This window comes from Streptomyces sp. NBC_01294 (genome assembly GCF_035917235.1).
Lineage (GTDB): Bacteria > Actinomycetota > Actinomycetes > Streptomycetales > Streptomycetaceae > Streptomyces > Streptomyces caledonius.
In genome coordinates this window covers 5,141,172-5,156,833 of the sequence record NZ_CP108423.1, presented here as the reverse complement: position 1 = coordinate 5,156,833, position 15,662 = coordinate 5,141,172, and the positions used below count along the sequence as shown (strand labels likewise).

The window sequence follows — 15,662 nt, the reverse complement described above, 5'->3', positions numbered from 1 at the left end:
CCACCACATCCCTCGGGAGCCCCTGCCATGACCCGTCTGCACGTCGTCTCCGCCGCCACCCGCCCCACCTCCTCCGGCCGCCCCCTCGCCCAGTGGGTCACCGAGCAGGTCCGTGAGCGCGGCGGCTTCGAGGTCACCGCCGTCGACCTCGCCGAGATCGCGCTGCCCTTCCTGGACGAACCCGAATACGCCTCCACCGGGAACTACGCACATCAGCACACCCGCGACTGGAGCGCCCTGGTCGACTCCGCCGACGCCTTCCTCTTCGTCCTGCCGATGTACAACGGCGGCTTCACCGCCCCCTTCAAGAACGCCATCGACTTCCTCTACAACGAGTGGAAGGGCAAGCCGGTCGGCATCGTCAGCTACAGCGGCGGCCCCACCGGCGGCGCCCCGGCGGCCGAGATGCTGCTGCCGGTGCTCACCCGGGTCGGCATGCTGCCCGCCGCGCGGTCCGTCGCGATCCCGGGTCTCCCGAAGCTGATCGGACCCGAGGGGTTCCAGGCTCCGGAGACGCTCGCGGGCGAGCTGGCCGGCGTACTGGACGACGTGGCGGAGCTGTCCGCGCAGCGCGCCGCGGAGTCCGTCACGGTCTGATCCGACGCCCGGCGGGGCGGTCGTGACGGCGTCGGCCGATCACCTGCGCGACTCCCCCGCCCCTGATGTCACCCGTCTGCTCGCACGCCTCATCGTCCGCACAGGCGTTCCAGCCCGCCCCTGTGGGGTCTTGCGCGGCGTTGGACAATGGACGGTGGCCCGGAAGGATTTCGCACGCGCAGCAGGAGGACACGCATGGCAGAGCCCGAGCGGACCGAGCGGCGGCTACGGCCGGCGCCGCTGCTCTTCGAGCCCTCGGAGGCCGTGGCGGATCCGGAGCACTTCTTCGATCTGGAGTCCATCGTGGACCCGCGGGAGCTGCTGGCCCGCGCCACCGAACTGACCCTCGCCTTCCGGGCGGCCCAGGACCGGGCCGTGGAGTTCCAGGCGCTGGCCGCGGCGCAGCTCGCCGATCCGCGGCGGTTCGACCGGCTGTCCGCGGCGGCGATCGCCGAGCAGGCGGAGTGGACCGAGGACTACGCCGTCAAGATGATCGAGTTCGGCGAAACCCTCCAACGCGGATCGGGTACGCCGTAGGTCCAGCCTCGCCGGCGTTTGAGGCGCGGGGGTCCGGGGGCGGAGCCCCCCGCAGCGGAGCCGCAGGCGCAGGGGTCCCGCACCGCCAAGCGCAGCGGACTGGCATATGCGGGGCGCAACATACCCCAAAGCCACCCGCCCTGTCCCGGTTTCCGGTAACTCCTGGAAACCGGGCCACTACGGCCGGTAGACCTTGGCATATGACGACCCTGACGACGGCTCCCGGCTGCCCCGCCCTCGACGCACGGTCCGAGCGCGCCGACCGCACCCCGCGCACCGCGCACGTCACCCCGCAGGGCGCCGCCTGGCTCGCCTCCGCGTCCGCGCACCCCCGGACCACCCTCGCGCTGTGGGAGGCCCGGCCCTCCGCGTCCGCCACGCTGCCCTGCGGAACCGCCTTCGACGTCGTCAACGTCCCGCTCGTCCTCGGGCGCCGCATCCTGGACCTGCTCTGGGCCGAGGGCCCCGGCTCCGGCCCGGTCGCCGTGCACCGCGGCCGGCTGCTGCTCTTCGCCGCCCCGGGCACCGCCCACCGGCTTCCCGCCCTGCTGGCGTGGGAGGAGTGGGGAGGTTCCCGCAGCGCCCCGGCGCCCCTGTGTCACGGCCGCGGCGACGCCGTCACCGTGCCCCCGCTGGCCGCCGGGCCCGGTCCCTCCCGGTGGCTCGTGGCACCGGACGCGCGCGAGCCCTGGCTTCCCGGGCCCGAGGCCCTGCTCTGGGCCTTCGTCCGGGCGGCCCGCACCCCCGCACCGACCGGACCTGGGGATATCGATTTTTCGTTCCGCGGATCCTCCTGCTAATGTCTTCCTCGTCAGCAAGCGCCGCTAGCTCAGTTGGTTAGAGCAGCTGACTCTTAATCAGCGGGTCCGGGGTTCGAGTCCCTGGCGGCGCACAGACGGAAGAAGGCCCCCACGCAAGTGGGGGCCTTCTTCGTCATGCCGTGTCGCGCCACGTCATGTCATGTCATGTCATGTCATGTCATGATCTTCACCGTGTAGGCGCCGGACCGGGTCCGGTCCGCGACCTCGATGGTGATCCGCTCCCCCGGCACGGTGTACGTCTCGCCCACCTCCAGCGGCGCGTCCGCCAGCGGCGGGTATACCGAGCGGTCCCAGCACGCCTCCGTCTCCGGATGCGCGTCCAGCACCTCGATGGGGCCACCGCCCGACGACGCCTCGTTGCGCACCCGGTAGACCAGGACCCCTTCCGTGCAGGTGTCCCCGTCGTTGCCGGCGGAGCCCCGCGCCTCGACGGCGATCGCGCTGCCGGGACCCGTACGGATCACCGCGAGCCGGGTGCCGCCCGTACCGCCGCTCGGCGGGGCCTGCGCCAGCGGCTGCAGGGTGTGCAGCGAGGAGCCCGACTGCACGCAGTCCACCTGGGAGGCGTCCAGCCAGCCCAGCTTCCACTTGTGCCAGGCGAAGAGGTCCGGGGCCATCCCGAACTGACTGCCCATGACGTCCCAGTCGCCGACGTAGGTGTCCCAGTCGCCCTTGCCGTCCGTGGGCCGGTGGTAGAGGTCGGGCAGGTCGAAGACGTGTCCGGTCTCGTGGGCCAGCACGTTCCGGTCCGGCGGGTGGCGTTCGAAGACGGTGACGATCCGCCGCAGTTCGGTGCCGTCCGCGACGATCGGGCGTTCGAAGTTCACGACCTTGGTGGCGTCGGAGTCCACGCCGGGCGCGTCCGGGTCGGCGACGAAGTAGACGACGTCGTACTGGGCGAAGTCCACCGCGGCGTCGGCGGTGGCGACCGCGTCCCGCAGGTAGGCCGCGCGGTCCGCGGGGGCCCAGTCCCGCCTTATGCCGTACGCCGTGGACGGCTTGGGCATCCGGATCCACTGCTTCTGCGGGTGCGGGACGAGGCGGAAGCGCCCGTACGAGGCCTGCTCGAAGAAGTCGCTGGTGGCGGGGAAGTAGTCGCCGGTGATCTGCTCGGGCGTGAGGGTGCTGCGGTGGTCGGGGAACGAGAGGAAGACCATCACCGCGTTGAGCGTGCGCTCGGGCTTGGGGTAGGCGCCGTTCCAGCTGTCCACCCCCAGGGAGTGGTGCGCCCCGGTGCGGGTCAGGGCGCAGGGGCCGGCTCCGGGATCGGCCACCGCGGGACCCGCGACGAGCGACATGGCGGCGAGCGCCGTGAGGGAAGTGAGCGCCGCAGCGGTACTTCGGATGCGGGAACGGTCCACTCCCCCGGGTGTCTGCTGTCGCGCCACATCGACCTCCGGTGGTGGATTCGTGCCTGTTTAGCCACCTTGAGGCGATTGTCTTACTAATGCCCTGTTCCGCTGCCCCACACGAGTGAGCAATAGGGCAAGCCGGTGACCCCCGGACTTCACGCGCCTGCCTACAGAACGTCACGACCGATCACCCGAGATCAGCAGGGGGCGCCGCTCGCTCAGAGCCGCGCAGAAACGATCACGCGATCTTGGTCCGCCGATCCGTCATCACGCCGAACTCCCGCGTCTCACCCGGCGACGCCGCTGGATAGGGCCTCCCGGCAGCCTCTATGATCGGCACACTTTCCTGCACGGACACTCACGAACACTGCGGGGCCAACGGTGAGCGGAACCTCAGAAGGAACCGGTTCGGCGGCCGACAGCATCCGATCGGCCATCACGGAGCGTCACCCGGCAGTGCCGGCGGTGCCGTCGACCTCGGTCAATCCGGTCATCCCGGCTATCCCAACCATCCCGGCCATCCCGGCCAACTCGGCCGACCCGGCGTCGCCCCGCCGCGCCGAGTCCGAGCTGCGCGACTACCGGGCCGCCTTCAACGCGGCCCACCTCGCCATGGCCGTCGTCGACCGCGACGGCTACGTGGTCGCCGCCAACCAGGCGTTCGCGGGGCTGCTGGGCAGCGAGCCGCACGCGCTCGTCCACCGATGCGCCGCCGACCTGGTGGACCTGGCCGCGGAGGCCCGCACCTGGGCCGCGTACCAGGAGGTGCTCCGCGGCCGGCAGGCCCGGCTGCGCTGCACCCGGCGCCTCAAGCACCCCGACGGGCACTCGCTGTGGACCGAGGTCACGCTCGGGCCCGTACCCGGGACCGGGGACGTCCTGCTGTCCGTCTCCGACATCAGCGACCGGCGCGACCTCCAGGCCCGGCTGCGCCACCTCCAGATGCACGACCCGGTCACGCGGCTGCCCAACCGCGCGCTGTTCTTCGAGCGGCTCTCCGCCGCCCTGGAGGCCTCCTCCTACGACCACGGCGGCGGCACCGGCCGGATCGGCCTGTGCTACCTGGACCTCGACGGGTTCAAGGCCGTCAACGACACCCTCGGCCACCGGGTCGGCGACCGGCTGCTGACCGCCGTCGCCGCCCGCCTGACCCAGTGCGCCGACCAGTCCGGATACGGGCGCACCGGCGGGCACCTGGTCGCGCGGCTCGGCGGCGACGAGTTCGCCCTGCTCGTGGAGGACTCCACCGGCACCGAACAGCTCGCGGACCTGGCACGGAGCGTCCTGGCCGCCGTACAGGAACCTTTCGACCTGGCCGGGCAGCGGCTGTCGGTCTCCGCGTCGATCGGGGTCGTGGAGCGCGCGACGGACGGCACCTCGGCGACCGGGCTGATGCAGGCCGCCGACACGACCCTGTACTGGGCCAAGGCGGACGGCAAGGCCCGCTGGACCCTCTTCGACCCGGAGCGCAACGCGCACCGCATGACCCGCCAGGCGCTCTCCTCCACGCTCCGGCCGGCCGTGGAGCGCGGCGAGTTCGAGCTGGAGTACCAGCCGCTGGTGGACCTGGAGAGCGGTGCGGTGCGCGGGGTCGAGGCCCTGGTGCGCTGGAAGCACCCGCAGTTCGGCACGCTCACGCCGAATCGGTTCATCGGAATTGCCGAAGAGGACGGCTCCATCGTCCAGTTGGGGCAGTGGGTGCTGAAGACCGCCTGCCGGCAGGCGCGGCGCTGGCAGATCGAGCAGCCCAGCGACGCGCCGGTCTTCGTCTCGGTCAACGTGGCCGTGCGGCAGGTGTGGGACTCCGACCTGGTGGGCGACGTCGCGGAGATCCTCGCCGAGACGGGCCTGGCACCGCAGCTGCTGCAGCTGGAGCTGACCGAGTCGGCGGTCATGGGCTCGGCGGGCCGCCCGCTGCAGGCCCTCCAGGCACTGAGCGACATGGGCGTGCGGATCGCGATCGACGACTTCGGCACCGGGTACTCGAACCTGGCCTACCTCAGCCGGCTGCCGGTCTCGGTGCTGAAGCTGGACGGCTCCTTCGTACGGGGCTTCCGCTACGAGGAGGGCACGCACCCCAACCCGGCCGACGAGACCATCGTCGAGGCCCTGGTCCAGCTCGCGCACCGGCTGGGCCTGACGGTGACCGCGGAGTGCGTGGAGACGCCCGGGCAGGCGGCCCGGCTGCGCCGTGTCGGCTGCGACACGGGACAGGGCTGGCTCTACTCCCGCGCGGTGGCCCCGGACGTGATCGCCCGCATGATCGTCCGCCAGGCGGCGGAAGCGGCCTCGGCCGCAACCGTGGCCACGGCTGCCGACTCGGCTCCCGCCTCCGTTGCGGCCGCCGCACAGCCCGACGAGCCCGCCCCGCACCCCCTCGTCTGAGAACCAGGGGGACGGGACGGGCCTGCCGGGGTCCGGCCGCCGGGGCCGGGACGTGGGCCGGGCGGGCTCTAGCCGTTGACGACGTTGTCGTAGCGCAGGGCGACGTAGCCCGAGGCGGCGTGGCCGGCGATGCGTCCGTCGGTGCCTCCGTTGAGGTAGTCCTGACCGCGCATCATGTCGTCGTTCGGGTTGGACTCGTGGATGTACGAGAACTTCCCGGCGCCCTTGTCGATCCACTTCTCGAAGAGCACCACGTGCCCGCTCGACGTGTTCAGCGCGTCGCCGGGCTGGAGGTCGGACTTGGAGATCGTGGTGCTGACGCTCGGAAGGCTGGCGGTCGTGTAGCTGGTGGCGGCGTGCCAGGCCATGGAGATGAAGCCCGAGCAGTCGGTGCGGTAGGTGTGGTCGCCGTCCGGGTCGGAGGCGTACGCGCTCTGGCTGTACGGGATGTCACGGCTCAGCCAGTTCGCGGCGCGGCTCATGATCTCGCTGCGGGCGATCTGCCCGCCCTTGGTGGAGGGGGTGGGGGTGGGGGGCACCGGCGGCCGGTAGGTGCAGTCGTTGGCGAAGGCGGAGAGCAGGGTCTGGGTCCAGCCGCTCGCGTCGACCGGGTCGGCGGGGTGGTAGGCGATGTCGTCGCCCTTGCCGTCGGTGGGGTCGGCGTCGTGGTACCAGTACATGCCGCCGTTCGTCCGGCCGTAGTAGAGGCCGCCGCCGGGCGAGACCAGGCTGTCGACCGCCGACCACCCGCTGCTCTTGAGCTCCGAGCTCTCCCAGTCGCCGACGCCGTTGATCTGGTAGGAGAGCAGCCTGCCGTCGGCCGTGCTGGCGATGAGGACGTCGTCTCCGGCGGCGGCAAGGGTCTTGAGGACGAAGCCGTCGTCGATCACCGCGTGCTTGGCGATGTGGGCGGGTCCGCTGGGCTTGGCCTGGGAGACGTTGTACCGGTGGAGCTGGCCGGCGACCGTGCCGTAGAGGTGGCCGGCGCCGTCGTAGGTCATCTTGTCGAAGGTCCAGCCGCTGTCCCAGATCCTGGTGACTCCGGCCAGGGCCAGGGCGTTGTCGTTGGTCTGGATGTCGACGCGGTACAGCTCGCCGGCCGTGGACGTCACGAGGACGGTGTTGAAGTTGAGGGTGGCCATCGCCTTCGGCGTGAAGCCGAGGTTCGAGCCGATCAGGGTCTTGACCCGGTCGCCGGTATTGGGGGATATCGCCGTGTAGGTGAGGCGTCCGTCGGCGAGGACGCCGTAGACGGACACGTCACCGCCGCAGATGGCGGCGGCCTGGGCCGGGGCCGAGGTGACGGTGACCAGGCCGAGGGTGGTGGCGCCGACGGCGAGGGTGGCGGCGAGGCGGCGCTTGAGGGACGACGAGAACATGGGTGTCTCCGGATTCGGGCAGCCCTGACGTACTCGCGTCGGGCTGGAGGAGGGGAACGAGGAAGCAGAAGGAGGAGGTACGGCGCGGCGGGAGCGGCGGCTCAGTACCAGTTGTTGTTCAGGAAGTGGGTCCAGGCGCCGCAGGGCGTGTTGTAGCGGCCGTCGATGTAGGACAGGCCCCACCTGATCTGGGTGACGGGGTTGGTGCGCCAGTCGTCGCCGAAGGCGTCCATCTTGGAACCGGGCAGGGCCTGGGGGATGCCGTAGGCCGTGGAGCTCGGGTTGTCGGCCCAGTAGCGCCAGCCGCTCTCCTTGTCCCAGAGCTGCTCCAGACAGTTCCACTGGGTGGAGTTGTTCCAGGCACCGCCGTCGTGCTTGTTCATCAGATCGCGGCCGGCCGCCTTCACCGCGGGTATGTCCCTGCCGTCGAGCGGGTCCGCGGTGGTGGTGCAACTGAAGGTCGCCGGCTGGGCGGAGAGGAGCTTCTGCGTCCAGCCGCCCGTGTTGACGGGGGTGTCGTTGTGGTAGGCGATGTCCGTGCCGGTGCCGTCGGCCGGGTTGGCGTCCTTGTACCAGTACATGGCGCCCGTGGTTTCGATCCGGCCGTAGTAGAGGCCTCCACCAGGCGATACGACCTGGTCGAAGCCGGACCAGCCGGCGGTCTTGAGGTCGTCGCGGTCCCAGCTGCCGTCGCCGCTGATCTTGTACGAGTAGAGCGCGCCGGCCGACGTGGTGGCGAGCAGCCGGTCGTCGCCGGCGGCCGTGAGGGTCTTCAGGACGAAGCCGCCGCCGATCTCCTTGCGCTGGCCGATGTGCGCCGAGCCGGTCGGCTTGGGCTGCGAGACCAGGTACTGGATCAGGACGCCGCCCGCGGTGCCGTAGAGGTGCCCGTGGCCGTCGTAGGTGAGCTTGTCGTGGGTCCAGCCGCTGTCGAAGAGCTTGACGGGCGGGCGCTCCAGGACGAGGGAGGTGTTGTTGGTGAGCACGTCGAGGCGGTAGAGCGCACCGGTCGTCGACGTGACGAGGATGGTGTTGAAGTTGAGGGTGGCCATCGCCTTCGGCTCGAACCCCAGGTCGGCTCCGACCAGCACCTTCTTCAGCTCGCCGGTGGCGGGCGTGATGGTGCTGAAGGTGAGGCGGCCGTCGGGAAGGATGCCGTAGATCGAGGCCGTCCCGCTGCAGCTCGTCGCGGCCTGTGCGGCCGGGGCGGTGGCGACGGACGCGGCGGTGAGCAGTCCGGCACCGATCGCGGTGGAGAGGGCGGCGACCGCGCTCTTGCGGGCAGCCTGACGGAGGGTGGTGGTCACTGCGTTCTCCTGGGGAACGTTCGTGGGGGGGCGAGGATGCCGTCAGCGATGCGGCTCGGTGGTGCTGTAGCCGTGCGCCCGCAGAGGGGCGCGGGCGCCGTCGAGGATGGCGCGGGCCTGGTGGAGGGCTGCGGCCTCGGAGGCGGCGCGCAGGAAGAGGTAGACGTCCACGCCGTCGTCGGCGGCTTTGGTCCGCAGGTGTTCGAGTCCGTGCGCCGCGGGCGTGTGGGCCCAGATCAGATCGGAGACGAGCGCGAGCGCACCGCTCCGATCAGGGCCATGACAAGGTCCGGAGAGGGAGGCCCGGATGACGCGCATGCCGGCTAGTCCCAGTTGATGCTGTCCGTGATGGACGTGGGCGCCGTGTCCCAGTTGATGCTGGCCTCGGCGGAGGCGCCGACGTGGTGGCCGCTCTCGGCGGAGGCGGTCACCGTGGTGGTGGTGAGCGCGCCGGCGCAGAGGGCGGTGAAGACGGCGGCGGCAGCGGCGAAGCGGGCGGTGCGGGACATGGTTTCCCCCGAGGTCGAAAGCCGGTGAGCGATGCGTTCGGTGCGGTGTGGTGCGCGCTGATCCGGATCGTCCTTGCGGCTCTGGCCTGAGTCGGGGACTCTCGTCCCCGCCGTCCCGGTGAGCACCATGTTGCTGCCCTGGACACCTGTGAAAAAGAGGTTCCGGCTGGCACCAACAGGTCTGGCACCTTGGTGACAGTCTTCGCCTACGATCACGGAGGCGGCGCTCGCCAGGGGCTGCCCAACTACAGTCGGGGGACTGGGAGATGCTGCAAACGCTGGGGCTCGGTGCCGACGTGGAAGCCGTGTACCGGGGCATGCTGGCCGACCCCTCGGGAGGGATCGCCGAGCTGAGCGCCCGCCTCGGACTCACCCAGGCGCAGGTCCGCGAGGGCCTGGACCGGCTCGTCGACCTCGACCTGCTCAGACCGTCACGCGATTGCCCGGGCGCGCTGCGGGCGGTGAGACCCGAACTGGGCCTGGAACTGCTGCTGCGCCGCCAGGAGGAGGAACTGGCCCGGCAGCAGCAGGAGCTGGCCCGCAGCAAGGCGGCCGCGGCGCAGGTGGTCTCCGAATTCGCCGAGCTCTCCCCCAACACCGAGGTCGACGGCGCGGAACGGCTCGTGGGGATGGACGCCATCCAGGGCCGACTCGAACAGCTCGCCCACGGCCTGGTCAGGGAATGCCTGGCGATACTGCCGGGCGGCGCGCTGTCCGAGGCGAGCCTGGAGGCCTCCCGGCCGCTGGACCAGCGTGCGCTGGCCCGCGGCATCGAGATGCGCTCGGTGTACCAGGACAGCGCCCGCAACGATCCGACGACGCTCGCCTACGCCCGATGGCTCACCGAGCAGGGCGGCCAGGTGCGCACCAGCCCGCTCCTTCCGCCGCGGCTGCTGATATTCGACCGCACGGTCGCGGTCGTGCCCATCGACCCCGGCAACTCCCGTCTGGGCGCCCTGTGCACCAGCGCGCCGGGGATCGTGGCCTCCCTCGCCACCCTGTTCGAGCAGACGTGGGCCTCGGCCGTACCGCTCGGAGCCGACCGCCCCCGCCCCAGCGACGCCCGCCCCACCGCGACCGAACTCGAACTGCTGAAGCTGCTGGCCTCGGGCATGACGGACGAGGCGGCCGGCAAGCGGCTCGGGGTGTCCCTGCGTACCGTCAGGCGCCAGATGTCCGCCCTGATGGAACGCCTCCACGCGACGAGCCGCTTCGAAGCGGGCCTCAAGGCGGCGCAGCAGGGCTGGCTCTGACGGTGGCTCCGCCGGTCAGACGCTGCGGACGAACGCGGCGAACGCCTCCGGCCCGACGGTGAAGACAGGCCCGTTGGGCCGCTTCGAGTCCCGCACGGCGACCCGGCAGGGCTGCGCGGCCACCTCGACGCAGTCGCCGCCGGTGTTCCCGCTGTAGCTGGACTTACGCCACAAGGCGCCCGTCGGGTTCTGGCTGCTCCGCATAACGCTCCTCCATGACCCGGGTGATCAACGCCGCCGAGTCCTCGACAGAGAGAGCGGCGGCCTGCAAGTGAGCGTAACGAAGCGCGGCTTCCCGGACCGTGTCGGGGTTGGCCGTCGTGTGGCCCGAGATGAGGTCTTCCGTGTAGACCAAGTCCGGGTCGTTGGCGAACCGCATCGCGTTGAACGCCCCGATCAGGCCGGCGTGTTCGCCGGCCGCATTGGGGAGTACCTGGATCTGCACCCACCGGTTCCCATGGAAGCTCAGCAGGTGAGCGAGTTGCTCACGCATCGCCTGTCGACCACCAATCGACCGGTGAAGCACTCCCTCGTCGAGCACCACCCAGACCATCGGCGGCTTCTCCCGGCGCAGGATGCGATGGCGCTCCATTCGGGCCGCGACCAGCTCATCGAGCTGTTCCGGAAGCCCGCTCGCCAGCACAGCCCGCGCGTACGCCTCCGTCTGGAGCAGTCCGTGCACCAGCTGAGGCTGATAGGCGGAGATGAACGCCGCCCGGGCCTCCATTTCCGCGTAGGCCTGGAACCACGTCGGCAACACGCTGCGCAGGACCAGCCCGACCAGCCGCGAGAAGTGCCCGCCCGTCCCGAGGGCCGCGTCGACCCGTTCGGAGAAGTCCCGAGTAGGGACCCTTCGGCCGTTCTCGACCATGCCGATCAGGGAGCCCGTACAGAAGATGATCGCGCCCAACTGGGCCTGCTTCAGGCCGGCGTCCTCTCTCAGGCGGCGCAGCTCATAGCCGTAGTAGTCCAGCGGCGAGGCGCTGGGATCGATGTCGCGGGCCTGGACCATGGGACGGTCACCCCCATGTAGACGCGGGTCGGATTCGCACATAGCCGAGCGTAACGACACCACTGCGACGCGATGTCGGGAATCCGGTAAACATGTGACACACCTCCGCCCCGCCCCCGGAGAGGGGACAGGGCGGGGGCGTCGCTCGGCGCGGGGTGGGGGGAGATCAGCAGGCGCCGAGGTCCTTCCAGACACCCCATTCACCGGTGGTGCCCGGCGTCTCGTTCTGCGTCCACCACTGGGCCTTGTACTTGCGGCCGTTGTGGGAGACCTCGTTGCCCGCCGTGTAGATCGTGCCCGCGACGTACGCCGGGAGCGATCCGCAGCCCGTGGGCGGGGTCGTCGGCGGCGTGGTCGGCGGGGTCGTGGGCGGGGTGGTCGGAGGCGTGGTGGGCGGAGTGGTCGGCGGGACCGTGGTGCCGCCGAGGGCGTCCGAGATCTGGTTCAGCAGCGTGGCGTTGTTGTCCAGGCCGAGCAGGGAGTACATCATCGCGCCGGCCAGGCCGCGCTGCTTGCCGTAGTCGACCCGGGCCTGGATGGACTTCTGGTTCAGGCCGGTGAAGAACTCGCCGTCCTTGTAGAAGTACGAGGACTTCGACTGGTCGTCCCAGAAGGTGGTCGACGCGTTGTCGACGATCCCGCCGAGCTCCTTGTAGTGGGCGATGCCCGCCTGCTGGCTGAGCGGACGCGCCGCGGAGCCGCCGGTAGCCGTCTGGGCGAGGCCGTTGGTGGTGCCCGCCGGGACGCCCTTCCAGCCGCGGTAGTAGAACTCGTAGCCCAGGGTCAGCTTGCCGGCGGGGAAGCCGCCCGCGATGCCGTAGGCCGGGTTGCCGTCGATCCAGGAGTCGATGGCGTTGTCGATGCTGTACTTCTCGGTGCCCGGGGCGATCGGGTCGGTCGGGTCGGCCGGCGAGGGGTGCAGCGGGGACTGGTGGTACGTCGGCCCGTCGCCGTCCCAGGCGCCGTGCATGTCGTACGTCATGATGTTGGCGTAGTCCAAGTACTGGCCGATCTTGTCGGTCTCGATGTACTTGATCTTGTCCTGGCCGGCCGGCAGGGCCGCGGTCAGCATGTACTTCTTGCCGCCGTTGGCCGCGCCCTCGGCGTCGAGCTGCTTGCGGAACTCCTGGAGCAGCAGGGTGAAGTTCTGCTTGTCCTCGGGGCCGTAGTGGTTGCCCAGGTGGCCGCCGGAGGAGCCGGGGTACTCCCAGTCGATGTCGATGCCGTCGAAGATGCCGGCCGCGGTGCCGGGGCCGCCGAAGCCGCCCTCCACCGGGAGGTCGCCCTTGATGTACTGCTTGATGCAGGAGGCGACGAGCTTCTTGCGGGAGGCGTCCGTCTTGGCCGCGTCATGGAAGAACTTGGAGTACGTCCAGCCGCCCAGCGAGATGTTGATCTTCAGGTGGGGGTACTTGGCCTTCAGTTCCTTGAACTGGTTGAAGACGCCCACGATCGGCTGGTTCCACGTGTCGGCGACGCCGTCCACGCTGTCCGCCGCGCCGAAGGACTTCTGGTAGTCGGCGTACGAGTCGCCCGCGCCGTCACCGGCGTTGGGGTTGTTGTCGTCGCCCGCCGCCTTGTTCGCCTCGAAACAGGTGAGGTCGGTGGGGTGGATGTTGCCGAACGAGTAGTTGATGACGTCCAGCTTGCCCGCTATGCCACGGGTGTCGAGGTGCTTGGGGTAGAAGGCGTTCCCGTACACGCTCCACTGGTCGTAGTAGGCGATGCGGACGCCGCCGGCCCCGGCGGTGACACCGGCGTCCGCGGCCTGGGCGGTGCCGAGTCCCGCGAAGGAGGCAAGCGCTCCGGCTGCCAGCGCGGCCGTGGCGGCGGCTGCGATGAGTGGTTTACGGATGTGCATGAACTGCTCCGTGGGGGTGGGAGGGGAGAGCAAGAAGTTCAGGTGAGAGCAGTGATAGCGATCACTCCAGCCCCGCGTCAATGGTTCGGACCAAAGAAGGACTAGACCACTCCCGACCCAAATCCCCTTGTCAGAGACCTGAGCGCACATCAGAAACCGCTCGCCACCCCGGGTGACGAGCGGTTTAAGGCTGCCTTCAGGCACCCCCTCGCAAGGTTTCGGCAACAAACCAGCCGAACCCCGTTCGCACGCGGTCAATCGGCCGCGGGCGCCTCCACGGGCATGCCGTACGCATCTGCGACGAGGCCGTACGAACGCAACCGGGCCGCCCCGCTGTGGGTGTTGGCCGTCAGCATCAGCTCGTCCGCGCCGGTCCGCTTGGCGAGGTCGTCGAGCCCGGTGCGGACCTCGTCGGCGGTGCCGTGGACGACGTTCGAGAGCCAGCTGTCCACGAACTCACGCTCCGGCCGGGAGAAGGGGTACGCCGCCGCCTCCTCCGGCGTCGGGATCAGCCCGGGCCGCCCGGTGCGCAGCCGCAGCATCGACAGCGCGCCGGTGAGCACCTGCGCGCGGGCCTCCCCGTCGGTGTCCGCGGCGAGCGCCGAGACCCCGATGACGGCGTACGGGGCGTCCAGGACGGCCGAGGGCCGGAAGGCCTGCCGGTAGAGGTCGAGCGCGGGCAGGGTGCCGGCGGCCGAGAAGTGGTGGGCGTAGGCGAAGGGCAGGCCGAGTTCGCCGGCCAGCCGGGCGCTGAAGCCGGAGGAGCCGAGCAGCCAGATCGGCGGCCGTCCGGCGGAGCCCTGCACCGGGCCGGGTACGGCGTGCACGCGGGCGTACGGGTGCCCGTCCGGGAAGTCGTCGTCGAGGAAGCGGGTGAGCTCCGCGAGCTGCCGGGGGAACTCGTCCGCGGCCTCGTCCAGGCGCCCGGGTCCGCGCAGCGCGGCGGCCGTGCGGCCGTCGGTGCCGGGGGCGCGGCCGAGCCCGAGGTCGATCCGCCCCGGGGCGAGCGCCTCCAGGGTGCCGAACTGCTCGGCGATGGCGAGCGGGGCGTGGTTGGGCAGCATGACCCCGCCCGATCCGAGCCGGATGCGGGAGGTGTGCGCGGCGAGGTGGGCCAGGATCACGGCCGGGGAGGAGCTGGCGACGCCGGGCATGGAGTGGTGCTCGGCGACCCAGTGGCGGTGGTACCCGCGGGATTCTGCGAGCCGGGCTATCGCCACGCTGGTGCGCAAGGAGTCGTGGGCGGTGCTGCCGGCGCCCACGGTGACCAGGTCCAGGACGGAGAGCGGCACGCCCGCCCGGCCCCGCGCGGTGCCCCGGATGCCGTTCCCGCCCTCCTGTCGAAGTGCGCCACCAGTGTCACTCATCGTCGCTCCCGTCTCGCCGTGTCATCCGTACGAAGAATTCGAACCGTGAGCGGTCGCCGGGCATTCCCGGCACAGTGGGGCAGTGGGCGTGACCATGGCATATGCCAGCGGAGTAGATCCAGGCAGAGAGACCTGATTGAGCCATCAATCTCCTCAACCGGCGCTCCACATGGGCCTCTTGGTGGCTATCGTGGTAGGGCAAGCGGTAACAACCTGCTAGGGGGAAACCGTGGCGCTGAAGCCCGAGCCGACCGCGCCGTTCCACTCGGTGCAGTACGCACTACGCGTACTCGAAACGATCGCACGGCACACCGGTGGTGTGACCGACGTGCAGATCGCGCGTGAGACCGGCCTGCCCGCAGTCCATCTCGCTCCGATGCTGCTCATGCTGCGCCGGGAGGGATATGTCCTGCAGGTGTCCGACGGCGCCTACGCCATAGGGGATTCCCTCGTGCTGCTCGGCTCCGGCATCGACCGGCAGCAGGCCCTGACGGACAAGCTCCAGGAGACGCTGGACCGGCTGCGCGACTCGGTCGGCGCGGCCGTCTACATCAGCCGGTACGTGGACGGTGAGGTCAGGATCACGCAGTTCGCGGACAGCCCCCGCACGCCGAAGGTGCACGAGTGGGTCGACTTCCGCTCCGCCGCGCACGCCAGCGCGGTCGGCAAGTGCCTGCTGACGCAGCTCGACCTGAACGGGCGGCGCGACCACCTGTCCCGGCACAAGATCGCCCGGCTCACGTCGAAGACCATCGTCAACGAGCGGATCCTGTTCTCGAAGCTGGACGCCCAGCCGGCCACCGTGCCGATGCTGGACCTGCAGGAATACGCCGTGGGCACGGTCTGCGCGGCGGTCCCGATCACGGCCGGGGCCTCGGTGGGCTGCCTGGCCCTGTCGATGCCGGTCGAGCACGCGCACCGGCTGCGGGCCGCGGCGGACACCCTGAACCGGAAGGCCGCACCTCTGCTGCTGTCGCTCACGCTCTAGCGGGTGGGGGGCGGCCAGGGAGCGCCCGCCGGGGCCGGGCAGTATCGGCCCGGAAAACACTTCGGGCGGTTCCCGGTGAACCGGAAACCGCCCGAAGGACAGGTGCGCCGCCAGGGACTCGAACCCCGGACCCGCTGATTAAGAGTCAGCTGCTCTAACCAACTGAGCTAGCGGCGCCTGCTGACAGAGAAAATACTACCTGCTCCTCCGGGGTGCTCAAAACCAGTAACCGGGGGGCGGTGCGGGGGCCGCTGCGCGGAGCCTTCTCCCCGCCCCGCCCTTTCGCCGTTTCCC

Annotated in this window: 14 protein-coding genes, 2 tRNA genes and 1 pseudogene; 7 read left to right on the top strand and 10 right to left on the bottom strand. The window is 70.6% G+C overall.

What is annotated here, in order from left to right; genetic code table 11:
- Positions 1–27 precede the first annotated feature (27 nt).
- The 4 genes and pseudogenes from OG534_RS23385 to OG534_RS23370 all read left to right on the top strand — a co-directional run bounded on the left by OG534_RS23385 (position 28) and on the right by OG534_RS23370 (position 2,026).
- Positions 28–597, top strand: a complete 570-nt coding sequence (locus tag OG534_RS23385; RefSeq protein WP_326590417.1) for an NADPH-dependent FMN reductase — start codon at positions 28–30, stop codon at positions 595–597.
- A gap of 195 nt (positions 598–792) precedes the next feature.
- Positions 793–1,134, top strand: coding sequence for a hypothetical protein (locus tag OG534_RS23380; RefSeq protein ID WP_326590415.1), 342 nt, complete (start codon positions 793–795; stop codon positions 1,132–1,134).
- 200 nt (positions 1,135–1,334) lie between these two features.
- Positions 1,335–1,962, top strand: a pseudogene (locus OG534_RS23375) (bifunctional DNA primase/polymerase).
- Positions 1,953–2,026 (top strand) — tRNA-Lys (locus OG534_RS23370). The pseudogene OG534_RS23375 and the gene OG534_RS23370 overlap by 10 nt, the downstream one beginning before the upstream one ends.
- An 81-nt stretch (positions 2,027–2,107) precedes the next feature.
- On the opposite strand, the gene OG534_RS23365 is transcribed toward OG534_RS23370, so the two are convergent.
- Positions 2,108–3,343 carry a M6 family metalloprotease domain-containing protein gene (locus OG534_RS23365; protein WP_326590414.1) on the bottom strand — a complete coding sequence of 412 codons (1,236 nt, stop codon included), beginning with the start codon at positions 3,341–3,343 and terminating at the stop codon, positions 2,108–2,110.
- 474 nt (positions 3,344–3,817) lie between these two features.
- Between OG534_RS23365 and OG534_RS23360 the strand changes: the two genes are divergently transcribed.
- Positions 3,818–5,692 carry a putative bifunctional diguanylate cyclase/phosphodiesterase gene (locus OG534_RS23360; RefSeq protein ID WP_442807240.1) on the top strand — a complete coding sequence of 625 codons (1,875 nt, stop codon included), beginning with the start codon at positions 3,818–3,820 and terminating at the stop codon, positions 5,690–5,692.
- Positions 5,693–5,760: 68 nt separating this feature from the next.
- On the opposite strand, the gene OG534_RS23355 is transcribed toward OG534_RS23360, so the two are convergent.
- From OG534_RS23355 to OG534_RS23340, 4 genes are all read right to left on the bottom strand, one after another.
- Entirely contained in the window at positions 5,761–7,071 is a 1,311-nt protein-coding gene (locus OG534_RS23355; RefSeq protein ID WP_326590412.1) for a hypothetical protein, read from the bottom strand.
- A 101-nt stretch (positions 7,072–7,172) separates the two neighbouring features.
- A complete protein-coding gene (locus OG534_RS23350; protein WP_326590411.1) occupies positions 7,173–8,378 on the bottom strand; it encodes a peptidase S1 and S6 in 1,206 nt (401 codons plus the stop codon).
- A gap of 42 nt (positions 8,379–8,420) precedes the next feature.
- On the bottom strand, positions 8,421–8,696 hold the full coding sequence (locus OG534_RS23345) for a hypothetical protein (protein ID WP_326590410.1): 276 nt from the start codon (positions 8,694–8,696) through the stop codon (positions 8,421–8,423).
- A 5-nt stretch (positions 8,697–8,701) separates the two neighbouring features.
- Positions 8,702–8,887 (bottom strand): hypothetical protein, encoded by a 186-nt coding sequence (locus OG534_RS23340; protein ID WP_326590409.1) that lies wholly within the window; start codon positions 8,885–8,887, stop codon positions 8,702–8,704.
- A 266-nt stretch (positions 8,888–9,153) separates the two neighbouring features.
- Here OG534_RS23340 and OG534_RS23335 point away from each other — a divergent pair, with 266 nt between their 5' ends.
- Positions 9,154–10,140, top strand: a complete 987-nt coding sequence (locus tag OG534_RS23335; RefSeq protein WP_326590408.1) for a helix-turn-helix transcriptional regulator — start codon at positions 9,154–9,156, stop codon at positions 10,138–10,140.
- Positions 10,141–10,155: 15 nt separating this feature from the next.
- On the opposite strand, the gene OG534_RS23330 is transcribed toward OG534_RS23335, so the two are convergent.
- From OG534_RS23330 to OG534_RS23315, 4 genes are all read right to left on the bottom strand, one after another.
- Positions 10,156–10,344: a DUF397 domain-containing protein gene (locus tag OG534_RS23330; RefSeq protein WP_326590406.1), complete on the bottom strand. Its 189-nt coding sequence runs from the start codon at positions 10,342–10,344 to the stop codon at positions 10,156–10,158.
- On the bottom strand, positions 10,304–11,152 hold the full coding sequence (locus tag OG534_RS23325; protein WP_326590405.1) for a helix-turn-helix domain-containing protein: 849 nt from the start codon (positions 11,150–11,152) through the stop codon (positions 10,304–10,306). The genes OG534_RS23330 and OG534_RS23325 overlap by 41 nt, the downstream gene beginning before the upstream one ends.
- Before the next feature lie 166 nt (positions 11,153–11,318).
- Complete coding sequence (locus OG534_RS23320; protein WP_326590403.1) at positions 11,319–13,013, bottom strand: glycosyl hydrolase family 18 protein; 1,695 nt, start codon at positions 13,011–13,013, stop codon at positions 11,319–11,321.
- Between the two features lie 254 nt (positions 13,014–13,267).
- Positions 13,268–14,380 (bottom strand): LLM class flavin-dependent oxidoreductase, encoded by a 1,113-nt coding sequence (locus tag OG534_RS23315; protein ID WP_326590401.1) that lies wholly within the window; start codon positions 14,378–14,380, stop codon positions 13,268–13,270.
- A gap of 229 nt (positions 14,381–14,609) precedes the next feature.
- On the opposite strand from OG534_RS23315, the gene OG534_RS23310 reads away from it, so the two are divergent.
- On the top strand, positions 14,610–15,368 hold the full coding sequence (locus tag OG534_RS23310; RefSeq protein WP_030718073.1) for an IclR family transcriptional regulator: 759 nt from the start codon (positions 14,610–14,612) through the stop codon (positions 15,366–15,368).
- A 103-nt stretch (positions 15,369–15,471) separates the two neighbouring features.
- Here OG534_RS23310 and OG534_RS23305 read toward each other — a convergent pair.
- Positions 15,472–15,545, bottom strand: a tRNA-Lys gene (locus tag OG534_RS23305).
- Positions 15,546–15,662 lie beyond the last annotated feature (117 nt).

Bases quoted from the DNA above. Each gene is read 5' to 3' on its own strand.
- OG534_RS23330 (WP_326590406.1), bottom strand. From the start codon at position 10,344: ATGCGGAGCAGCCAGAACCCGACGGGCGCCTTGTGGCGTAAGTCCAGC.
- OG534_RS23335 (WP_326590408.1), top strand. From the start codon at position 9,154: ATGCTGCAAACGCTGGGGCTCGGTGCCGACGTGGAAGCCGTGTACCGG.
- OG534_RS23320 (WP_326590403.1), bottom strand. From the start codon at position 13,013: ATGCACATCCGTAAACCACTCATCGCAGCCGCCGCCACGGCCGCGCTG.
- OG534_RS23325 (WP_326590405.1), bottom strand. From the start codon at position 11,152: ATGGTCCAGGCCCGCGACATCGATCCCAGCGCCTCGCCGCTGGACTAC.
- OG534_RS23340 (WP_326590409.1), bottom strand. From the start codon at position 8,887: ATGTCCCGCACCGCCCGCTTCGCCGCTGCCGCCGCCGTCTTCACCGCC.
- OG534_RS23355 (WP_326590412.1), bottom strand. From the start codon at position 7,071: ATGTTCTCGTCGTCCCTCAAGCGCCGCCTCGCCGCCACCCTCGCCGTC.
- OG534_RS23385 (WP_326590417.1), top strand. From the start codon at position 28: ATGACCCGTCTGCACGTCGTCTCCGCCGCCACCCGCCCCACCTCCTCC.
- OG534_RS23315 (WP_326590401.1), bottom strand. From the start codon at position 14,380: ATGAGTGACACTGGTGGCGCACTTCGACAGGAGGGCGGGAACGGCATC.
- OG534_RS23380 (WP_326590415.1), top strand. From the start codon at position 793: ATGGCAGAGCCCGAGCGGACCGAGCGGCGGCTACGGCCGGCGCCGCTG.
- OG534_RS23345 (WP_326590410.1), bottom strand. From the start codon at position 8,696: ATGCGCGTCATCCGGGCCTCCCTCTCCGGACCTTGTCATGGCCCTGAT.